Origin of the sequence: Micromonospora sp. NPDC049523, assembly GCF_040676775.1 — a bacterium.
Classification (GTDB): Bacteria; Actinomycetota; Actinomycetes; order Mycobacteriales; family Micromonosporaceae; genus Micromonospora_G.
Genome location: NZ_JBFAPP010000047.1, coordinates 1 through 15,216 on the forward strand (window position 1 = coordinate 1; position 15,216 = coordinate 15,216).

Genomic DNA, 15,216 nt, shown 5'->3' on the forward strand with positions numbered 1-15,216 from the left:
AGGGCATGCCGTTGCAGCGGATGCTCAGCTCGGACAACCTGATGGCGATCGCCCGGGACCTGCACGCCGTGCCTGGGCTGGGTGGGGTCAGTCGTCGCCTTGGAAGTAGCTGATCAGGCGCAGGACCTCGAAGTAGAGCCAGATGAGGCTGACCAGGATGCCGAAGGCGGCGGTCCAGGAGTAGCGCTGGGGCAGGCCCATGCGTACGCCCTCTTCGACCTCGTGGAAGCTCAGGATGAAACTGAGCGAGGCGACCACGATGCAGATCAGGCTGAAGCCGATCGCCAGCGGCCCGCCGCTGCGCAGGCCGGTGTCGAAACCGAAGAGCGACAGCACCAGGTTGATCAGGATGACCGCGACCAGTCCGACCATCGCCGCGATGACGCCCCGGACGAACTTCGGCGTCGCCCGGATCGCCTTCGCCCGGTAGAGGATCGCCATCAGGAAGAACACCCCGAAGGTGGCAACCACCGCCTGGAGCACGATGCCGTCGTAGAAGGACTCGTACGCCTTGCTCACCGCGCCGACGAGCACACCCTCGACCACGGCGTACGCGACCACGAGCGCCGGGTTCGCCATCCGCGAGAAGCTGATCACGAGGCCGAGCACCAGCCCGACCACCAGCGCACCGATCCAGGCCACGCCCATCAGCGCATCCGGCACCAGCACCCACGCGGCGGTGGCGGCGGCACCCGTGATGGCGAGCAAGGTGACGGTCTTGACGACAACGTCGTCGATGGTCATCGGCGCCACGGTGGGAGGTGCGGCCGGGTAGGCTCCCGCCGTGGTCGGGTACGGCTGCCCGTAGCCGGGCTGCCCGTACGGGCCGGCCGGGGCGTACCCGGCGGCGCGCTCGCGCTCGGCCGCCTGGCCGAGCCGGGCCAGCACCGGGTTGGAAGTCTTCACTTTCAGGCCTCCCTTAGGGGGTCGATACACGGTGAGACCGTGCCCGCTCAAGGGTAATGGGTCCTGGCGAACTTTGTGGGATTCAGATACCCAGATGGTATTGCAACGCTGGTGCCCGGGGCGGGGGTCGAACCCGCATGCCTTGCGGCAGCCGCTTTTAAGGCGGCCGTGTCTGCCTTTCCACCACCCGGGCGGGCGGTTCCGGAGGGCTCATACACCCTCACGCCTGTCACGGTAGCGGGTTCCGACCCACCGGGCGCACCCCGTCGACCGATCGGCACTAGGGTCAAGGCCGTGACCAGCCCCGCCCCCGCAGCGCAGGACACCGAACTTAGCGAGGACACAGCGGACACGACATCCGGCGTACCCCGGTCCCGCCGGGCCCGGTGGCTCGATGCCATCCGCCCTAACGCACCCGACCTGGGGATCTGCCTTCTCTTCCTGCTACTGGCCGGCTGGTTGACGCACGGGATGTGGCCCGACCCCGGGGCCCGTACGCTCGCACTCAACCCCGAGGACCAGGTGCTGTACGAGTGGTTCCTGGCCACCGACGCCCGCGCCCTGCTCGGTGACTTCGGTCTGCTCACCGACCGGCTCAACGCGCCGGACGGGGTCAACCTGATGGCCAACACCACGGTCATCGTCCTGGGTGTGCTGTTCGCCCCGATCACCCTGGTGTTCGGGGTGGCCACCACCTTCGCCCTGCTGGTCGCCGGCAACCTGGGGATCACCGCGGTCGCCTGGTACCTGCTCTTCCGCCGGGTCCTCGGCACCCACCGGCTGGCCGCCGCGCTCGGCGGCGGCTTCTGCGGCTTCGCCCCCGGCATGATCTCGCAGACCAACAGCCACCTGCACATGACGGCGCTCTGGCTGGTGCCGGTGATGGTGTGGCTGGTCGTCCGGCTGGTCCGGGCCGCCGACCCGAACGGCCGGCCGGAGCGACCGGGCCCGGACCGCCGTCGCGTGGTGACCTCCGGGGCGGGACTGGCCGCAGCGGTCACCGCCCAGGTCTTCGTCGGCGAGGAGGTGCTCTTCCTCACCGCACTCACCTTGATCATCATGACCGTCGCGTACGCGGCCACGGACCGGGCACTGCTCCGCCGGGTGCTGCCCGGCTTCGCCGCCGGCCTGGCGGTCGCGGTCGGGCTGGCCGGGCTGGCGCTGGCGTACCCGCTCTGGTTCCAGTTCGCCGGACCGCAGAGCGTGCCGAACGGCATGTTCAGCCCGTACTACTTCTCGGCCGACCTGGCGAGCTGGGTGGCGATCTCGCCGCTGTCGATCGCCGGCAGCGACGAGGCCGCCCGGCTGACCACCGGCCCGGCGGAATACAACACCTTCCTCGGCTGGCCGCTGCTGCTGGTCACCCTCGCCGCCGTGGTCTGGCTGCTCCGCTACCCGGCCCGGCGCCCGCTGCTGATCGCCGTGACCGTCTCCGGCGTACTCATGGCGGCCCTGTCGCTCGGCCCCGACCTGGTGGTCAACGGTGAGCGGACCAGCGTGCCCGGCCCGTACTCGTTGCTGCTCGGCCTGCCGGTGGTCGACGGCGCGCTGCCGATGCGGTTCGCCCTGGCGCTGATCCCACTGGTCGCCACCGTGCTGGTGCTCGCCCTCGACCGGGCGCTGCGCAGCGGCCCCGGCCTGCCCCGGATCCTGGTGCCGGCCGTGGTCGTCGCCGCGCTGCTGCCGATCTTCCCCGCGCCGCTGCCGACCGCCACCCGGCCGGCACTGCCGACGTTCATCAGCGGCGAGCACTGGCGCGACTGCGTCTCGCCGGGCGGGGTGATGGTGCCGGTTCCGCTGCCCACCCCGAAGGAGCCGTGGGCGATGCGCTGGGGGGCCGCCGCCAACGCCGAGTTCGGGATGCCGGAGGGCTTCTTCATCGGGCCGTACGCGGCTCGCGGCAAGGCCTCGATGGGCACGTACAAGCAGGCGACCTCCGCCCTGCTGGCCGAGGTCGCCAAGACCGGGGTGGTACCCGGGATCACCGACGAGGACCGCCAGCGGGCCCGACAGGACGTGCAGTTCTGGCGTGCCTCCTGCGTGGTGCTCGCCAGCGACGCGCCACACCCGGAGAGCCTGCGGGTCACGCTGGAGGGCCTGTTCGGTCCGGGGACCCGGATCGCCGACGCCTGGACCTGGAAGGTCGGCTGAGGCGGCCGGCGGCCACGACGCCGACAGGAAGGGCCCCGAGCCATCGCTGAGGCGACGACTCGGGGCCCTTCCTTCGGGTCAGGCGCGGGGCGTGATGCGGGGGGTCGCCTCGACGAACTCCTCGCGGGGGTCGTGCAACTGGCCCAGGGCGACAACCTCACGGCGCAGGAAGAAGGCCAACAGCCAGTCGACCAACACCCGGATCTTGCGGTTCAACGACGGGATCCGGCCCAGGTGGTACGCCCGGTGCATGGCCCAGGCCGGCAGGCCGGTCAGCTTGATCCCGTACACCTGGGCGACGCCCTTGTGCAGGCCCAGGCTGGCGACGCTGCCCGCGTGCTTGTGCTTGTAGTTCTTCGGCAGCCGGCTGCGGATGACCGCGCGGATGTTGTCCGCCATCGTGACCGCCTGGCGGACCGCGTGCTGCGCGCTCGGCGAGCAGAACGTGCCGGGCGGGCCGGTCAGGTCCGGCACCGCGGCGCAGTCCCCGGCGCTCCACGCCCCGTCCAGCACCCGGTCACCGTCGACCACCTGCAGGGTCGGCAGGCAGGTGACCCGGCGCCGTTCGTCGCGCGGCAGGTCGGTCTCGTCGAGCATCGGCGAGGGCTTCACCCCGGCGGTCCAGACGATGGTGTCCGCCCGGAAGCTGTCCCCGTCGGAGAGCTTGACCACGCCGTCCACGCAGGATTCCAACCGGGTGTCCAGCCGGATGTCCATCTTGCGCTTGAGCAACTGCTGCACGGTGTACGCACCCATGTCCCGGTCGACCTCCGGCAGCACCCGCAGGGTGGCCTCGACCAGCACCCAGCGCATGTCCTCCGCCGCGATCTCCGGGTAGTACTTGAGCGCGTCCCGGGCCATGTCCTCCATCTCGGCCAACGCCTCGATGCCGGCGTACCCGCCGCCGACGAAGACGAAGGTCAGCGCGTTGCGCCGGGTCTCCGGGTCGGTCGTGGCGGCCGCCACGTCGAGCCGGTCCAGCACGTGGTTGCGCAGGTAGATGGCCTCACCGATGGTCTTGAAGCCGATGCCCTGCTCACGCAGGCCGGGAATCGGCAGGGTACGCGACACCGACCCGGGCGCCACCACGATGTGGTCGTACGGGATCTCGCGGGGCGGTCCGATGATCGGCTGTACGGTCGCCGTCTTGCGGGCGTGTTCGATCCGGGTCACCTCACCGGCGACGATCGTGCAGTTCTTCAGTGCGCGCCGCAGCGGCACCACCGCGTGCCGGGGGGAGATGTTGCCCGCCGACGCCTCGGGCAGGAACGGCTGATAGGTCATGTGTGGCTGGGGATCGACCACCATCACCTCGGCCTCCCACGAGCGGAGCTTCTTCGACAACCGCAGGGCCGCGTACAACCCGACGTGCCCAGCGCCAACTACGAGGATCCGTTGTTTCACCCTTCTATCTTTCCCCTGTCTGAGAATTTGTGTGCGGTAGATGCCCTTGTTGTGATGGAGAACGCCACCACACGTCGTCGTACCCGCTCCGGATGCGACCCGGGTCACTCCGGCCGGGGACGCCGGAGCAGCCAGCTCAGCAGGAAGGACGCCAGCACCGCCACGGCCATGCCGGCGATCGCGACAAGCACGAAGCTCCCCTGGTCCCACCGCTCCGCCAGCGCGATCAACAGCACCGCCAGTACGGCCGTGGCGAGCACCACCGCCAATGCGTTCAGCACCCAACTCGCGAACACCTCGGTGGCCACCGCGGCGTCGTACGGCAGTTGGGCGGCGAGCGCGCAGAGACTGTGCGTCAGGTAGAGGAACGTGGCCAGCCCGAGCAGCCGCCACAGCGCGACCTGCTCCCCGTAGTAGCTCGTCTGGGCCACCCAGCCGGCAACGGTGGCGAGCGCGGTCAGGGTGGGCCAGACCCGGCCCGGCGCGACCGCCGGCAGCAACGCCGCGATCACCAGCAGCCCGATCCCCTGCCCACCCAGCATCGGCACCGGGTACGCCAGCACGAACGCGGCCAGCCCGCTGAGGAAGATCGCGCAGCGCAGCAGCAACGGGGCCAGGGTGGCCCGGACGATCATGGTGTAGACGGACCGGATCCGCTCCGAGATCGCGTTCAACGGATCCACCTTCCGTTCAGGGGACCGGTCATCGGCCGACCGCCCTGGGGGCGGAGGCGAGCCGGGCCACGTCCCGCAGCACCAGGTCGAGGCTGCCCGCGCCGGCCCACGCCACCACCGGTACGCCGTGCTCGCGCAACTGGCCGATGGTGTTCTCCCGATCCAGCCGCCACAGCCGGTGCGCCACCTCGGTCCACGGCCCGCGCCGGGACGGGGTGGTGACCTCGGGCAGGGTGTCGACCGCGACCACGAACCGGCCGGAGCGGGCCAGCCGGGCCAGCATCGCCGCCGAACGGGGATCGACGAGCGGGGTGAGCACCACCACCAACGCGTTCGAGGAGAGCATCTGCGGACCGAAGACCTGCTCGTACAGCTCGTTCTCGGAGTTCGCGGCGGTGACGTCGAGCAGCCACTCCAGCGCGATCAGGTACTGCCGCCGGCCGGTGGCGGGACGGAGCCGGCGGGCGGCCGGGCCGTACTCGAGCAGGGAGACCCGGTCGCCCCGGTGCAGGTAGTGCTCGGCGACCGCGGCGGCGGCCCGGACGGTGGTGTCCAGCACCGACGCGGTGCCGCGTACGCCACCGGACTGGCCGACCTCGGCGAGCACGTCGAGCAGGAGCACCACCTCGGCGTCCCGGTCGGAGAGGGTGGCCGCCACGTGCAGTTGCCGGGCCCGCAGCGACACCCGCCAGTCGATCCGGCGCAACCGGTCGCCGGGGCCGAAGATGCGTACGCCGGCCAGCTCGCCACCCTCGCCGGGCCGGCGGGAGCGGTGCCCGCCGACCAGTCCGGCGGCCCGGGGCATGGCCTCGTCCGCCTCGAACGGCTCGGTCTTCGGGTAGACCCGGACCGACTGCGGGTCGATCAGCACCGGCCGGCTGGCCAGCAGTCCGGCGCAGGCGACCGCCCGGACACCGGCCGGGCCGAGCGGATGCCGCCCCCAGCGCAGGGCCTCACCGCGCAGGTCCAGGTCGACCGCCTCGCCGGGTGACACGCTCAGGGCGATCGGCCGGTCCACCCCGGCCGGGCCGGCGAAACCGGCGTCGGTGAGCTTGAGCCAGGGCGACACCCTGGTCCGGACCACGGCCAGGTCGTAACCGACGAGATCCGGGTTGCCGATGGTCACCGCACCGGTGAGGTCGCTCCCCTCGACCAGCGCGCCGTCCTCGGCCGAGATCGCGATCCGGGGCGCCTCGGTCGGTCGGCGGCGCAGCGCGTACGCGGTGCCGAGCGCGAACGGCGCGGCCAGCACGACCAGGTCGACCCGGCCGAAGAGCACCCCGGCCAGCAGCAGCACACCGGTGAGCAGCACCGCCCTGCCGAGCGCCCGGGTCGGCGTCCACCACTGCGGTACGGGCTCCACGCGCTCCGCCTGCTCCTGCGCGCCGACCGCCGCGCGGCGGCGCGGCTGCGGTACGGCGGCCCGCAGTGGCCCGGGGCTGCTGGTCATACCGCGCGTGCTCCGGCGGCGTAACTGGGCAGCGCGCCACTGGCCGGTGCCGGGGTCCGGTCGAGCACCTCGTGGACGACGAAGGACGGGTCGACCCGGCGCAGCCACATCTCCGGACGGAGGGTGATCCGGTGCGCCAGCGCGGGTGCCGCCACCTCCTTGACATCCTCCGGGACGACGTAGTCGCGGCCGGCGAGCGCGGCCTTCGCCCGAGCCAGCAGCAGCAACGCGAGCGAGCCTCGGGGCGACGCGCCGACCAGCACCGAGGCGTGCTCCCGGGTCGCGGCGGTCAGCTCGACGATGTAGCGGCCGACGGAGTCCTCCACCACCACGTCCTCCAGGGCGGCCTGCATCTCGCGCAGCCGGGTGGCGTTGACCACCGGGGCCAGTTCCGCCTCCTCCTGGCGGCGGGACATCCGGCGGCGGAGCACCTCCCCCTCCTCCTCGCGGGTCGGGTAGCCGAACGAAACCCGCAGCAGGAACCGGTCGAGCTGCGCCTCCGGCAGCGGGTACGTGCCCTCGTACTCGATCGGGTTGGCGGTGGCCAGCACGTGGAACGGCGGGTCGAGCCGGTACGTGACGCCCTCGACCGAAACCTGCTTCTCCTGCATCGCCTCCAGCAGCGCCGACTGGGTCTTCGGCGGGGTCCGGTTGATCTCGTCGGCGAGCAGCAGGTTGGTGAAGATCGGCCCGGCCCGGAAGGTGAAGTCGGCGCTGCGCTGGTCGTAGAGGAAGGAGCCGGTGACGTCCGCGGGGAGCAGGTCGGGGGTGAACTGCAGCCGGCGGAAGTCCAGCCCGAGCGCCTGCGCGAACGACCGGGCGGTCAGCGTCTTGCCCAGCCCCGGCAGGTCCTCCAGCAGCACGTGGCCGCCGGCCAGGATGCCGGCGAGCACCAGTTCGAGCGAGTCCCGCTTGCCCACCACCACGGTGCAGACCTGGTCCAGCACCGCCCGGGCCAGTCGGGCCACCTCGAAGATGGGCGTCGTCTGGACCTGGTCCGCGTCGTTCATAGCTTCTCCAATTGAGCGACGATCACCGCGAGGTCACGCGGTGGAGGCGTCCGCTTCGGGGGGCTGTCGAGGAACTTCCACACCTGCTCGCCGAGCAGGGCCCGGGCCCGGGCGGGGTCGCTGGCCCTGGTCACACCGTGCCGCAGGCGCAGCCGCTCGTCGACCAGTTCACCGAGGCCCGGGTGCACGCCCTTGGCGTACCGGCCGGGCTCGGCGTTGGACCAGATCAGCTTGTTCTCCCACCGGTCGACCACGCCGCGCAGGCCGTCGAGGGCACGGAAGTCGTACATGCCGTCGTCGGCGGCGGACGAGCGCATCGGTTGGACCGTACGGTGGGCCGGTGCCTTCACCCGGGCGGTGGCCTGGCGCAGCAGCAACAGGGCCAGCCAGGCGGCGAAGGCCGCCGGTACGGAGATCCCGAGCGCGAACATGCGCAGCCCGACCACGGTCACGGCGGTGAACCCGGCCGCGGTCAGCACCGTCCAGATCCACGGGCCGATCCGGCGTCGCCGGCCGGGCGGCGCCTCCGGTTCCTCCGTGAGCCGGATCAGGTCGTCGCCGCCGAGCAGGTCGTCGATGCTGGCGGTACGTTCGGTCACGACGTCACCCCCGCGGTCAGTTCGGTACGCAGCCGCTGCAGCGCCGACCGGGCCTGTGCCCGCATCTGCTCGTCCACGCTGTGCGTGGCGTACCTGGCCTCGCGGTAGACGTGGGCGAACGCGGCCAGCACCTCGGCGCTGACCACGCCGGTGCCGTTGCGCAGCAGCCGGGTCACCAGGTCGGTCGGGGTGTCACCGACCTGGCGGGGCATCCCGGCCGCGGCTGCCGCCTGCTCCAGCCGTACCCAGCAGGCGATCACCGCGCGACGTGGGTCGGTGTCGGAGTCGGAGAGGTCGACGAGTCCGGCGTCGAGCGCGGCCCGTACCGCCTCCGCGGTCTGCTCGGCCGAGGCCGGGGCGGCTCCGGCCGGCATCTTCGCGCGCCGCCGCCGGGTCAGGTCCCGCAGCAGCCGCCGCGCCAGTACGACGAGCAGCGTCAGCAGCGCGAGGCCGGCCAGGCCGATCGCGCCGTTGATCAGCCAACTGGGCACCGTGAACGGGGCGGACGGGGCCAGTTCCAGCGGGGGTTGCGTCGGCGGTGGCGCGGTGTCCAGGATGACCGCGGGCGGTTCCTCCTCGGTCTGCTCCAGCCGGTCGATCCGCAGCGACGACTGGGCGGTCGACAGCGCGGCGAGGGCGAGCAGCAGCGCGACCGCCGCGAGCGGCCACCATCTGCGCAGAGCGGAACTGGCCATCCCGCTTACCGCCCCCGAACTGTCGCCGATGTCTCAGTCCAACCCGGCCAGACCCTTGGCCCGGGTGAATATCTCGTCCAGCATCGCTGGTGTCAACCGTCCGGTGAAGGTGTTTTGCTGGCTGACGTGGTAACAGCCGAGCAAGTCCGGAGCGGTTCCGTCGGACCAGTGTGCCCCATGGCCGAAGCGGGGCCGAGGACTGGGCGGGCGGACGCCGTACACCTGGTTGAGGACCGGCCACCACGCGGCCCAGGCAAACGCGCCCAGGGCGACCACGACGCGCAGCGTGGGTCTGATCAACTGCACCTCGCGGTGCAGCCAGGGTGCGCAGGTGTCCCGTTCGACCGGGGTGGGCTTGTTGTCCGGCGGTGCGCAGCGGACCGCGGCGAAGATCCTGGTGTGCCGCAGGCTCAGGCCGTCGTCGGCGGCGACGCTGGTCGGCTGGTTGGCCAGTCCGGCCCGGTGCATCGCGGCGAAGAGCACGTCGCCGGACCGGTCGCCGGTGAAGACCCGTCCGGTGCGGTTGCCGCCGTGCGCGGCCGGGGCCAGGCCGAGGATGGCGATCCGGGCGTCGGCGGGGCCGAAGCCGGGCACCGGTCGGCCCCAGTATTCCTGGTCCCGGAAGGCTGCCCGGCGGACCGCGGCGACCTCCTCCCGCCAGGCGACCAGGCGGGAGCAGGCAAAACAGTCGGCGACCGCGCCGTCGAGGTCGGTCAGGTCGCCCGCCCGCGCTGCGCGGGCGAGGACCTGGTCGGCGGTACGGGTCTCAGCCAAGCCTGCTCCGGAAGAATTCGAGCGTACGGGCCCAGGCGCTGGCAGCCGCCTGCCGGTCGAAGACCTCGGGCCGGTCGTCGTTGAAGAACGCGTGCCGGGTGCCAGGGTAGTCGTGCAGGGTGCACTCGCCGCCGGCCGCCTTGATCGCCCGCTGGGCGGCCTGTACGCCGTCGTCGGCGGAGGTGCCGTCCTCTTCGGAGCAGTGGATGATGGCGGCCTTGCCGGAGTAGTCGGACCACTCGGGGCGCATCCGCTCCCACGGCAGCGCGGGGTAGAAGCCGACCGCGGCGACGATTCGTGGGGAGAGCGTCGCGGACCAGAGGGCGAGGCTGCCGCCCGCGCAGAAGCCGACCGCGCCCACCTGGCCGGTCACCTCGGGACGGTCGGCGAGGTAGTCCGCGGCGCCGGCGATCTCCCGGCCGGCCTGGTCCATGGCCAGACCCATCAGCAACCGCTGGGCCTGGTCCGGCTCGCTGGTGGAGGCGCCGTGGTAGAGGTCGGGTGCGAGCGCGACGAAGCCGGCCTCGGCGAACCGGTCGGCGACGGCGGTGATGTGTGGGACCAGTCCCCACCATTCCTGGATCACGATGACAGCCGGTCCGGCCGCACCGCTGGTGGGTAGCGCCAGGTATCCCTCGCTGGTGCCACCATTACTTTGGTAGGTCACCTTTTCGCCCATCAGCCGGCCTCCTGTCGGTCAGTCATCATTGGCTGGTCGCACAGTTGTTGCTCAGTTGTGTGCGGGTAGCCTGCCATGCCCGACGGTCAGCGGGGAAGACGGCGTGGCGTACGCCTCCCGTATTGGTGGACGTACGCCCCGCCGCCCGTCGACTCAGGCCTTCTTCGGCTTGAGGCAGAGCACGTAACCGGTGCCACCGGTCGCGGGAATGGAGTAGTAGGTGTAGTACTCCTCGCCCTCGGCCGCGTACTGGTCGCACTCGGTGGTGTTCGACGCCTGCTCCTGGGTCTGGTTCTCGACCCGGCCGACGACGTTGTATGCGGCCTCGGTCGAGGTGCACTCGACCACCTTGGCGTTCGGGGCGCTCTTCTCCTCACCCTCGGCCACCTCGGGCAGCGAGGCGAGGCAGTCGCCGACCTTCGCCTCGGCTGCCTTGTCCTCGCCGCCGAGCACCGCGCCGGCACCGAACTTCACCGCGACCGCCACCACGATGACCGCCAGCACGCTGACGATCTTCTTGATCGGGCCCTTCTTCTTGACCGGCTCTGCGGGAACCGGCACGGGCGCACCCGGGTCGCCGGCCACGGCCGGGAACGGCGCGGGGGCGGCGGGGTCGACCGGCGGCGGCACCGACGCTCCCGGCGGGGGCGATGCCGGGGATGCGGGCGGCGGGGGTGCCTGGTCCGTCACTGACTGTCCTCTCGAGATGGGGGTAGCTCGATCCACACCTGATGATCAAGTGCGCGGGACACGGTATCCATCGCCTCCGACATTCCGCTGTCCCGGTCCCTCCACCTTTCAGCCGATGTTGTCGACCACAAGACCCCGGAAACGGACGAGGCCCTGCCGACGCACCGTCGGCAGGGCCCGGACCAGCAATTCAGGGGTGCTCGGTCAGCCCGTCGGGGCACTCGGGCTGACACTCTCGGTCGGCGTCGGCGTCGGCGTCGGCGTCGGCGTCGGCGTTCCGGTCGGTGCGGGCGTACCCGCGGTGGGGGCGGGTGCCGGAGCGGTGGCGGACGGGCTGGGCCCGGTCGAGAAGCGGAACGGCGCACCCTCCGGGCAGTACGGGTACGGCTGGCGCAGCGGGTCGCGTACGACGTCGACCGGCTCGCCGGGGAACTGCATCCCGTCGTCGCACCACGGGTGTCCCAGCCGGATCGGGCGACCGTCCTGGTCGAACAGTCGTACGCCCTCGATCAGCCGGCCCTGCCGGTCGTAGACGTAGACGTCCTGCACCCCGGAGTACGGGTCCTCGTTGTAGGACGGTGCGTAGTAGTTGGTCTGCTGTCCACGCTGGTCGACGTCGACGAAACCGATCAGCCCGAACAGCACCAGGGCGACCGTGCCGAGGTTCGTCAGATGCCGCCGCCAGCCGCGCAGCGGGGCGGCCCGCCGGCCGAACCAGATCGAGCCGACCACACAGAGACCGAGCAGCAGGACGGCGGCGAGGGTGTTGCCGCCCAGCCGGGGCAGCAGCCCGAAGCTCTCCCCGGTGAGTACGACCGTGACGAGCATCGCCACCAGGTAACCGCGGAGCACCCACCAGGCGGGACGGAGCAACCCGAAGAACTCGCTGGCGTTGGCGTACCCGATCACGGGCCCGACCCGGCGGTCGAGCACCCGCAGCCGGCCACGGAGCCGGTGCACCGCGGTGGCGACCCGTCTGTCCAGATCCGGCGACGGATCCGGTGCCTGGAGCCCGGCCGCGGCACGCAACTCGGCCGCGTACGCCTCCGGCGTGCCGAGCCGGTCGACGAGCGCCCCGGCATCCTCGGCGGCCACCTCGGCGAGATGCTCCGGCAGGTCTTCGAGCAACTCGTCCCGGTCCTCCGGGGACAGGTCGGCCAGCGCCCGCCGGACCCGTTCCACGTAGTCCGCAATCTCCCGCTCGGTCATGCCGAACGCCCCCGTTCGTCGAGGAGCTGGTCCATGGTGGATGCGAAGGCCCGCCACACCTTGCCGGACCGGTCGAGCTGGTCACGGCCGGCGGCGTTGAGGGCGTAGTACTTGCGATGGGGTCCCGACTCGCTGGGCACCACATAGGTGGTCAGCAGCCCGGCCTGGAACAGCCGGCGCAGGGTGCCGTAGACCGACGCGTCCCCGATCTCGTCCAGACCGGCGGTACGCAGACGACGCATGATGTCGTAGCCGTAGCCGTCCTCTTCCTTCAGAACGGCCAGGACCGCGAGATCCAGCACGCCTTTGAGCAGCTGGGTAGTGTCCACGCGGTGGAGAGTAGTGTGCATTGCGAGATACCGTCAAGAGCGTTGTAGCGCAAACGCGATCGAGACGTGTCCGGCCAGCCTCGCCGCACGCAGTATCGACAGGAACCGGTGGTCAGCTCGGGTCGGCGAGCGACCAGGCGATGCCGTCGAGGATGTCGTGCTCGCTGGCCACCACCGAGGGCATCCCGGCCCGCTCCATGATCACCCGCAGCACCAGCGCACCCGCGCCGATCACGTCCGCCCGGCCGGGGTGCATCACCGGGTACTCCATCCGCTGGGCCGACGAGCGGGACAACAGGTCCGCGGTCACCTTCGCCACCTCGTCGTACGAGATCCGCGCGTGATGGATCCGCTCCGGCTGGTACGAGTCGAGTCCGAGCGCGATCGCCACCACCGTGGTCACCGAACCGGCCAGGCCGATCAGGGTGGCGGCCTCCCGACCGGGCACCACGGACAGCGCGCGGTCCACCGCGGCGGCGATGTCCGCCTCGGCGGCTGCGACCTGCTCGGGCGTCGGCGGGTCGTCGTGCAGGTGCCGCTCGGTCATCCGGACACAGCCGATGTCGACCGAGATCGCCGCCCGGACCCGCTCCGCTGTCTCCCCGCCCGGCGTGCCGCGGTCACCGACCACGAACTCGGTCGAGCCGCCACCGATGTCCACCACCAGGAACGGCGACCGGGCGTCGGCGGGGAGTCCGCGTACGGCGCCGGTGAACGAGAGCCGGGCCTCCTCGTCACCGGTGACCACCTCGGGGGCCACGCCCAGGGTGTCGTGCACCATCGCCCGGAACTCGTCGGCGTTACTGGCGTCGCGGGAGGCGGAGGTGGCGCACATCCGTACCCGGGTCGCGCCCAGGTCGCCGATCTCCGCGGCATAACCGGCCAGCGCCACCCGGGTACGTTCGATCGCCTCCGGGGCGAGCCGACCGGTCCGGTCCACGCCCTGCCCCAACCGGACGATCTCCATCCGGCGGCTCACGTCCACCATCGACGCGGTCGGGCCGGCCGCCGGTTCCGGCAGGTCGGCCACGAGCAGCCGGATGGAGTTGGTACCGCAGTCGATCGCCGCCACTCTGGTCGTCACGGCAGTCACCCTACGTCAGAGGCGCAGCAGCATCCGTACGTTGCCCAGGGTGTTCGGTTTCACCCGCTCCAGCCCGAGGAACTCCGCCACACCCTCGTCGTACGAGCGCAGCAGCTGCTCGTAGACGGCCTGCGGGACCGGTGCCCCGTCGATCTCGACGAAACCGAAGGAACCGAAGAACCCGGTCTCGAAGGTCAGGCAGAACACCCGCGTGACGCCCAGTTCCCGGGCCGCGCCCAACAGCTCCGCGACGATCTGGTGCCCGATCTTGCGCCCCCGGCAGTCGGGGTGGACCGCCACCGTACGGATCTCGGCCAGGTCCTCCCACATGACGTGCAGTGCCCCGCAGCCGAGCACCGCCCCGTCGGCGGGTCGGACCGCCACCCAGAACTCCTGGACGTGCTCGTACAGGGTGACCGTGGCCTTGCTGAGCAACCGCCCACCGGGGCTGTACGTGTCGATCAGCTCGCGGATGCCGCGTACGTCCGCGGTCCGGGCCCGCCGGATGACAAGATCCGTGTTCACGGCAGGTCCACGCACGAACCCCCGAGCCACCAGGGCTCGATCAGTTCGAGCGTCTCGTCACCGAACGGGTTGACGCCGGGGCCGGTGGCCAGGGCGTGACCGAGATGCACGTGCAGGCACTTCACCCGGCCCGGCATGCCACCGGCGGAGATGCCGGCGATCTCCGGCACCTCACCGATCTCGTTACGGCGGCCCAGGTAGTCCTCGTGCGCGGCCAGGTAGTGCGCGGCCAGCTCCGGATCCTCGGCCAGCCGGTCGGCCATCTCCTTCATCACCCCGGCCGACTCCAGCCGGCTGCACGCGCCGACCGCGCGCGGGCAGGTCAGGTAAAACAGGGTCGGGAACGGGGTGCCGTCGGCGAGCCGCGGGGTCGTCTCCACCACGTCGGGGCGGCCACACGGGCAACGGTGCGCGACCGCGCGGGTGCCGCGCGGCGTACGGCCGAGCTGTGCGCCGACCGCGGCCAGGTCGTCCTCGGTGGCCGGTTCGCGCGCAGGTGGGGGGACCAGACCGGCCGCCGGCCGCTCGGGGGGTACGACGGTCAACGTGCGGGACCTTCCTCGTTGGCGGCCTGGACACTGGACCAGAGCATGTCGTACCAGGGTTCCGCCGGTTTCGGTGCCGGCTCGGCGGTGGTGCCGGCGTCCCGGGCGGCGCCCTCCGGGTCGGTGAGGATCACCAGCAGTTGCTCGCCGGGCCGGACCATGTAGAACCGCTCCTTGGCCTTCGTGGTGATGAAGGCCGGGTCCTTCCAGAGTTTCGCCTCTTCCGACAGCTCGCCGATGTGCTCCCGCTGGGCCTGCTGCTCCGCTTCCATCCGGGCGATGTCCGCCTGCTGTCCGAGGAAGACCCGGACCGGGTAGGTGTACGCGAGCGCCAGCGCGACGAACACCGCGAACAGCGCGGTCGCCCGGCCGGTGAAACGGCGGGGCTGCGGGGCGTAGGTGCGCCGACCAACCGTCCCAGCCGCCGCCCGTACCAGAGTCGGTAACCGCCGCCGTTCGCCTGGTGTCGATGCCGGGACGAGTCGAGGGAGC

General features: G+C 71.7%; 17 protein-coding genes and 1 tRNA gene. 1 reads left to right on the top strand and 17 read right to left on the bottom strand.

The genetic code is table 11. The features are described from left to right. Window positions 1-87 precede the first annotated feature (87 nt). A complete protein-coding gene (locus AB0J90_RS35315; RefSeq protein WP_363603445.1) occupies window positions 88-906 on the bottom strand; it encodes a Bax inhibitor-1/YccA family protein in 819 nt (272 codons plus the stop codon). A 109-nt stretch (window positions 907-1,015) separates the two neighbouring features. Continuing rightward, window positions 1,016-1,099 (bottom strand) — tRNA-Leu (locus AB0J90_RS35320). A gap of 101 nt (window positions 1,100-1,200) precedes the next feature. On the opposite strand from AB0J90_RS35320, the gene AB0J90_RS35325 reads away from it, so the two are divergent. Continuing rightward, the gene (locus tag AB0J90_RS35325; protein ID WP_363603446.1) at window positions 1,201-3,057 is read left to right on the top strand and encodes a hypothetical protein; all 1,857 of its coding nucleotides are present in this window, start codon (window positions 1,201-1,203) and stop codon (window positions 3,055-3,057) included. A gap of 78 nt (window positions 3,058-3,135) precedes the next feature. Here AB0J90_RS35325 and AB0J90_RS35330 read toward each other — a convergent pair whose 3' ends face one another. From AB0J90_RS35330 to AB0J90_RS35400, 15 genes are all read right to left on the bottom strand, one after another. Next, the gene (locus AB0J90_RS35330; RefSeq protein WP_363603447.1) at window positions 3,136-4,461 is read right to left on the bottom strand and encodes an NAD(P)/FAD-dependent oxidoreductase; all 1,326 of its coding nucleotides are present in this window, start codon (window positions 4,459-4,461) and stop codon (window positions 3,136-3,138) included. A gap of 104 nt (window positions 4,462-4,565) precedes the next feature. After that, window positions 4,566-5,096, bottom strand: coding sequence for a hypothetical protein (locus AB0J90_RS35335; protein ID WP_363603460.1), 531 nt, complete (start codon window positions 5,094-5,096; stop codon window positions 4,566-4,568). A 67-nt stretch (window positions 5,097-5,163) separates the two neighbouring features. Beyond that, entirely contained in the window at window positions 5,164-6,585 is a 1,422-nt protein-coding gene (locus tag AB0J90_RS35340; protein ID WP_363603448.1) for a DUF58 domain-containing protein, read from the bottom strand. Continuing rightward, complete coding sequence (locus AB0J90_RS35345) at window positions 6,582-7,595, bottom strand: MoxR family ATPase (RefSeq protein WP_363603449.1); 1,014 nt, start codon at window positions 7,593-7,595, stop codon at window positions 6,582-6,584. The genes AB0J90_RS35340 and AB0J90_RS35345 overlap by 4 nt, the downstream gene beginning before the upstream one ends. Next, window positions 7,592-8,194: a hypothetical protein gene (locus AB0J90_RS35350; RefSeq protein WP_363603450.1), complete on the bottom strand. Its 603-nt coding sequence runs from the start codon at window positions 8,192-8,194 to the stop codon at window positions 7,592-7,594. The genes AB0J90_RS35345 and AB0J90_RS35350 overlap by 4 nt, the downstream gene beginning before the upstream one ends. Further along, window positions 8,191-8,889: a DUF4129 domain-containing protein gene (locus AB0J90_RS35355; RefSeq protein ID WP_363603451.1), complete on the bottom strand. Its 699-nt coding sequence runs from the start codon at window positions 8,887-8,889 to the stop codon at window positions 8,191-8,193. The genes AB0J90_RS35350 and AB0J90_RS35355 overlap by 4 nt, the downstream gene beginning before the upstream one ends. A gap of 33 nt (window positions 8,890-8,922) precedes the next feature. Then, window positions 8,923-9,663, bottom strand: a complete 741-nt coding sequence (locus AB0J90_RS35360; protein ID WP_363603452.1) for a uracil-DNA glycosylase — start codon at window positions 9,661-9,663, stop codon at window positions 8,923-8,925. Further along, window positions 9,656-10,342 (bottom strand): dienelactone hydrolase family protein, encoded by a 687-nt coding sequence (locus tag AB0J90_RS35365; RefSeq protein ID WP_363603453.1) that lies wholly within the window; start codon window positions 10,340-10,342, stop codon window positions 9,656-9,658. The genes AB0J90_RS35360 and AB0J90_RS35365 overlap by 8 nt, the downstream gene beginning before the upstream one ends. Before the next feature lie 153 nt (window positions 10,343-10,495). Next, window positions 10,496-10,972, bottom strand: a complete 477-nt coding sequence (locus AB0J90_RS35370) for a hypothetical protein (protein WP_363603454.1) — start codon at window positions 10,970-10,972, stop codon at window positions 10,496-10,498. Between the two features lie 264 nt (window positions 10,973-11,236). Beyond that, on the bottom strand, window positions 11,237-12,241 hold the full coding sequence (locus AB0J90_RS35375) for a hypothetical protein (RefSeq protein WP_363603455.1): 1,005 nt from the start codon (window positions 12,239-12,241) through the stop codon (window positions 11,237-11,239). Further along, window positions 12,238-12,570, bottom strand: a complete 333-nt coding sequence (locus AB0J90_RS35380; RefSeq protein WP_363603456.1) for a PadR family transcriptional regulator — start codon at window positions 12,568-12,570, stop codon at window positions 12,238-12,240. Before AB0J90_RS35380 ends, AB0J90_RS35375 begins: the two co-directional genes overlap by 4 nt. Before the next feature lie 112 nt (window positions 12,571-12,682). After that, on the bottom strand, window positions 12,683-13,642 hold the full coding sequence (locus AB0J90_RS35385; protein ID WP_363603461.1) for a Ppx/GppA phosphatase family protein: 960 nt from the start codon (window positions 13,640-13,642) through the stop codon (window positions 12,683-12,685). A gap of 27 nt (window positions 13,643-13,669) precedes the next feature. Continuing rightward, on the bottom strand, window positions 13,670-14,179 hold the full coding sequence (locus tag AB0J90_RS35390) for an amino-acid N-acetyltransferase (protein WP_363603457.1): 510 nt from the start codon (window positions 14,177-14,179) through the stop codon (window positions 13,670-13,672). Continuing rightward, entirely contained in the window at window positions 14,176-14,724 is a 549-nt protein-coding gene (locus tag AB0J90_RS35395) for a DUF501 domain-containing protein (protein WP_363603458.1), read from the bottom strand. The genes AB0J90_RS35390 and AB0J90_RS35395 overlap by 4 nt, the downstream gene beginning before the upstream one ends. After that, window positions 14,721-15,216: septum formation initiator family protein (locus AB0J90_RS35400; RefSeq protein ID WP_363603459.1), on the bottom strand; the 496-nt coding region annotated here is incomplete at its 5' end. The genes AB0J90_RS35400 and AB0J90_RS35395, both read right to left, overlap by 4 nt.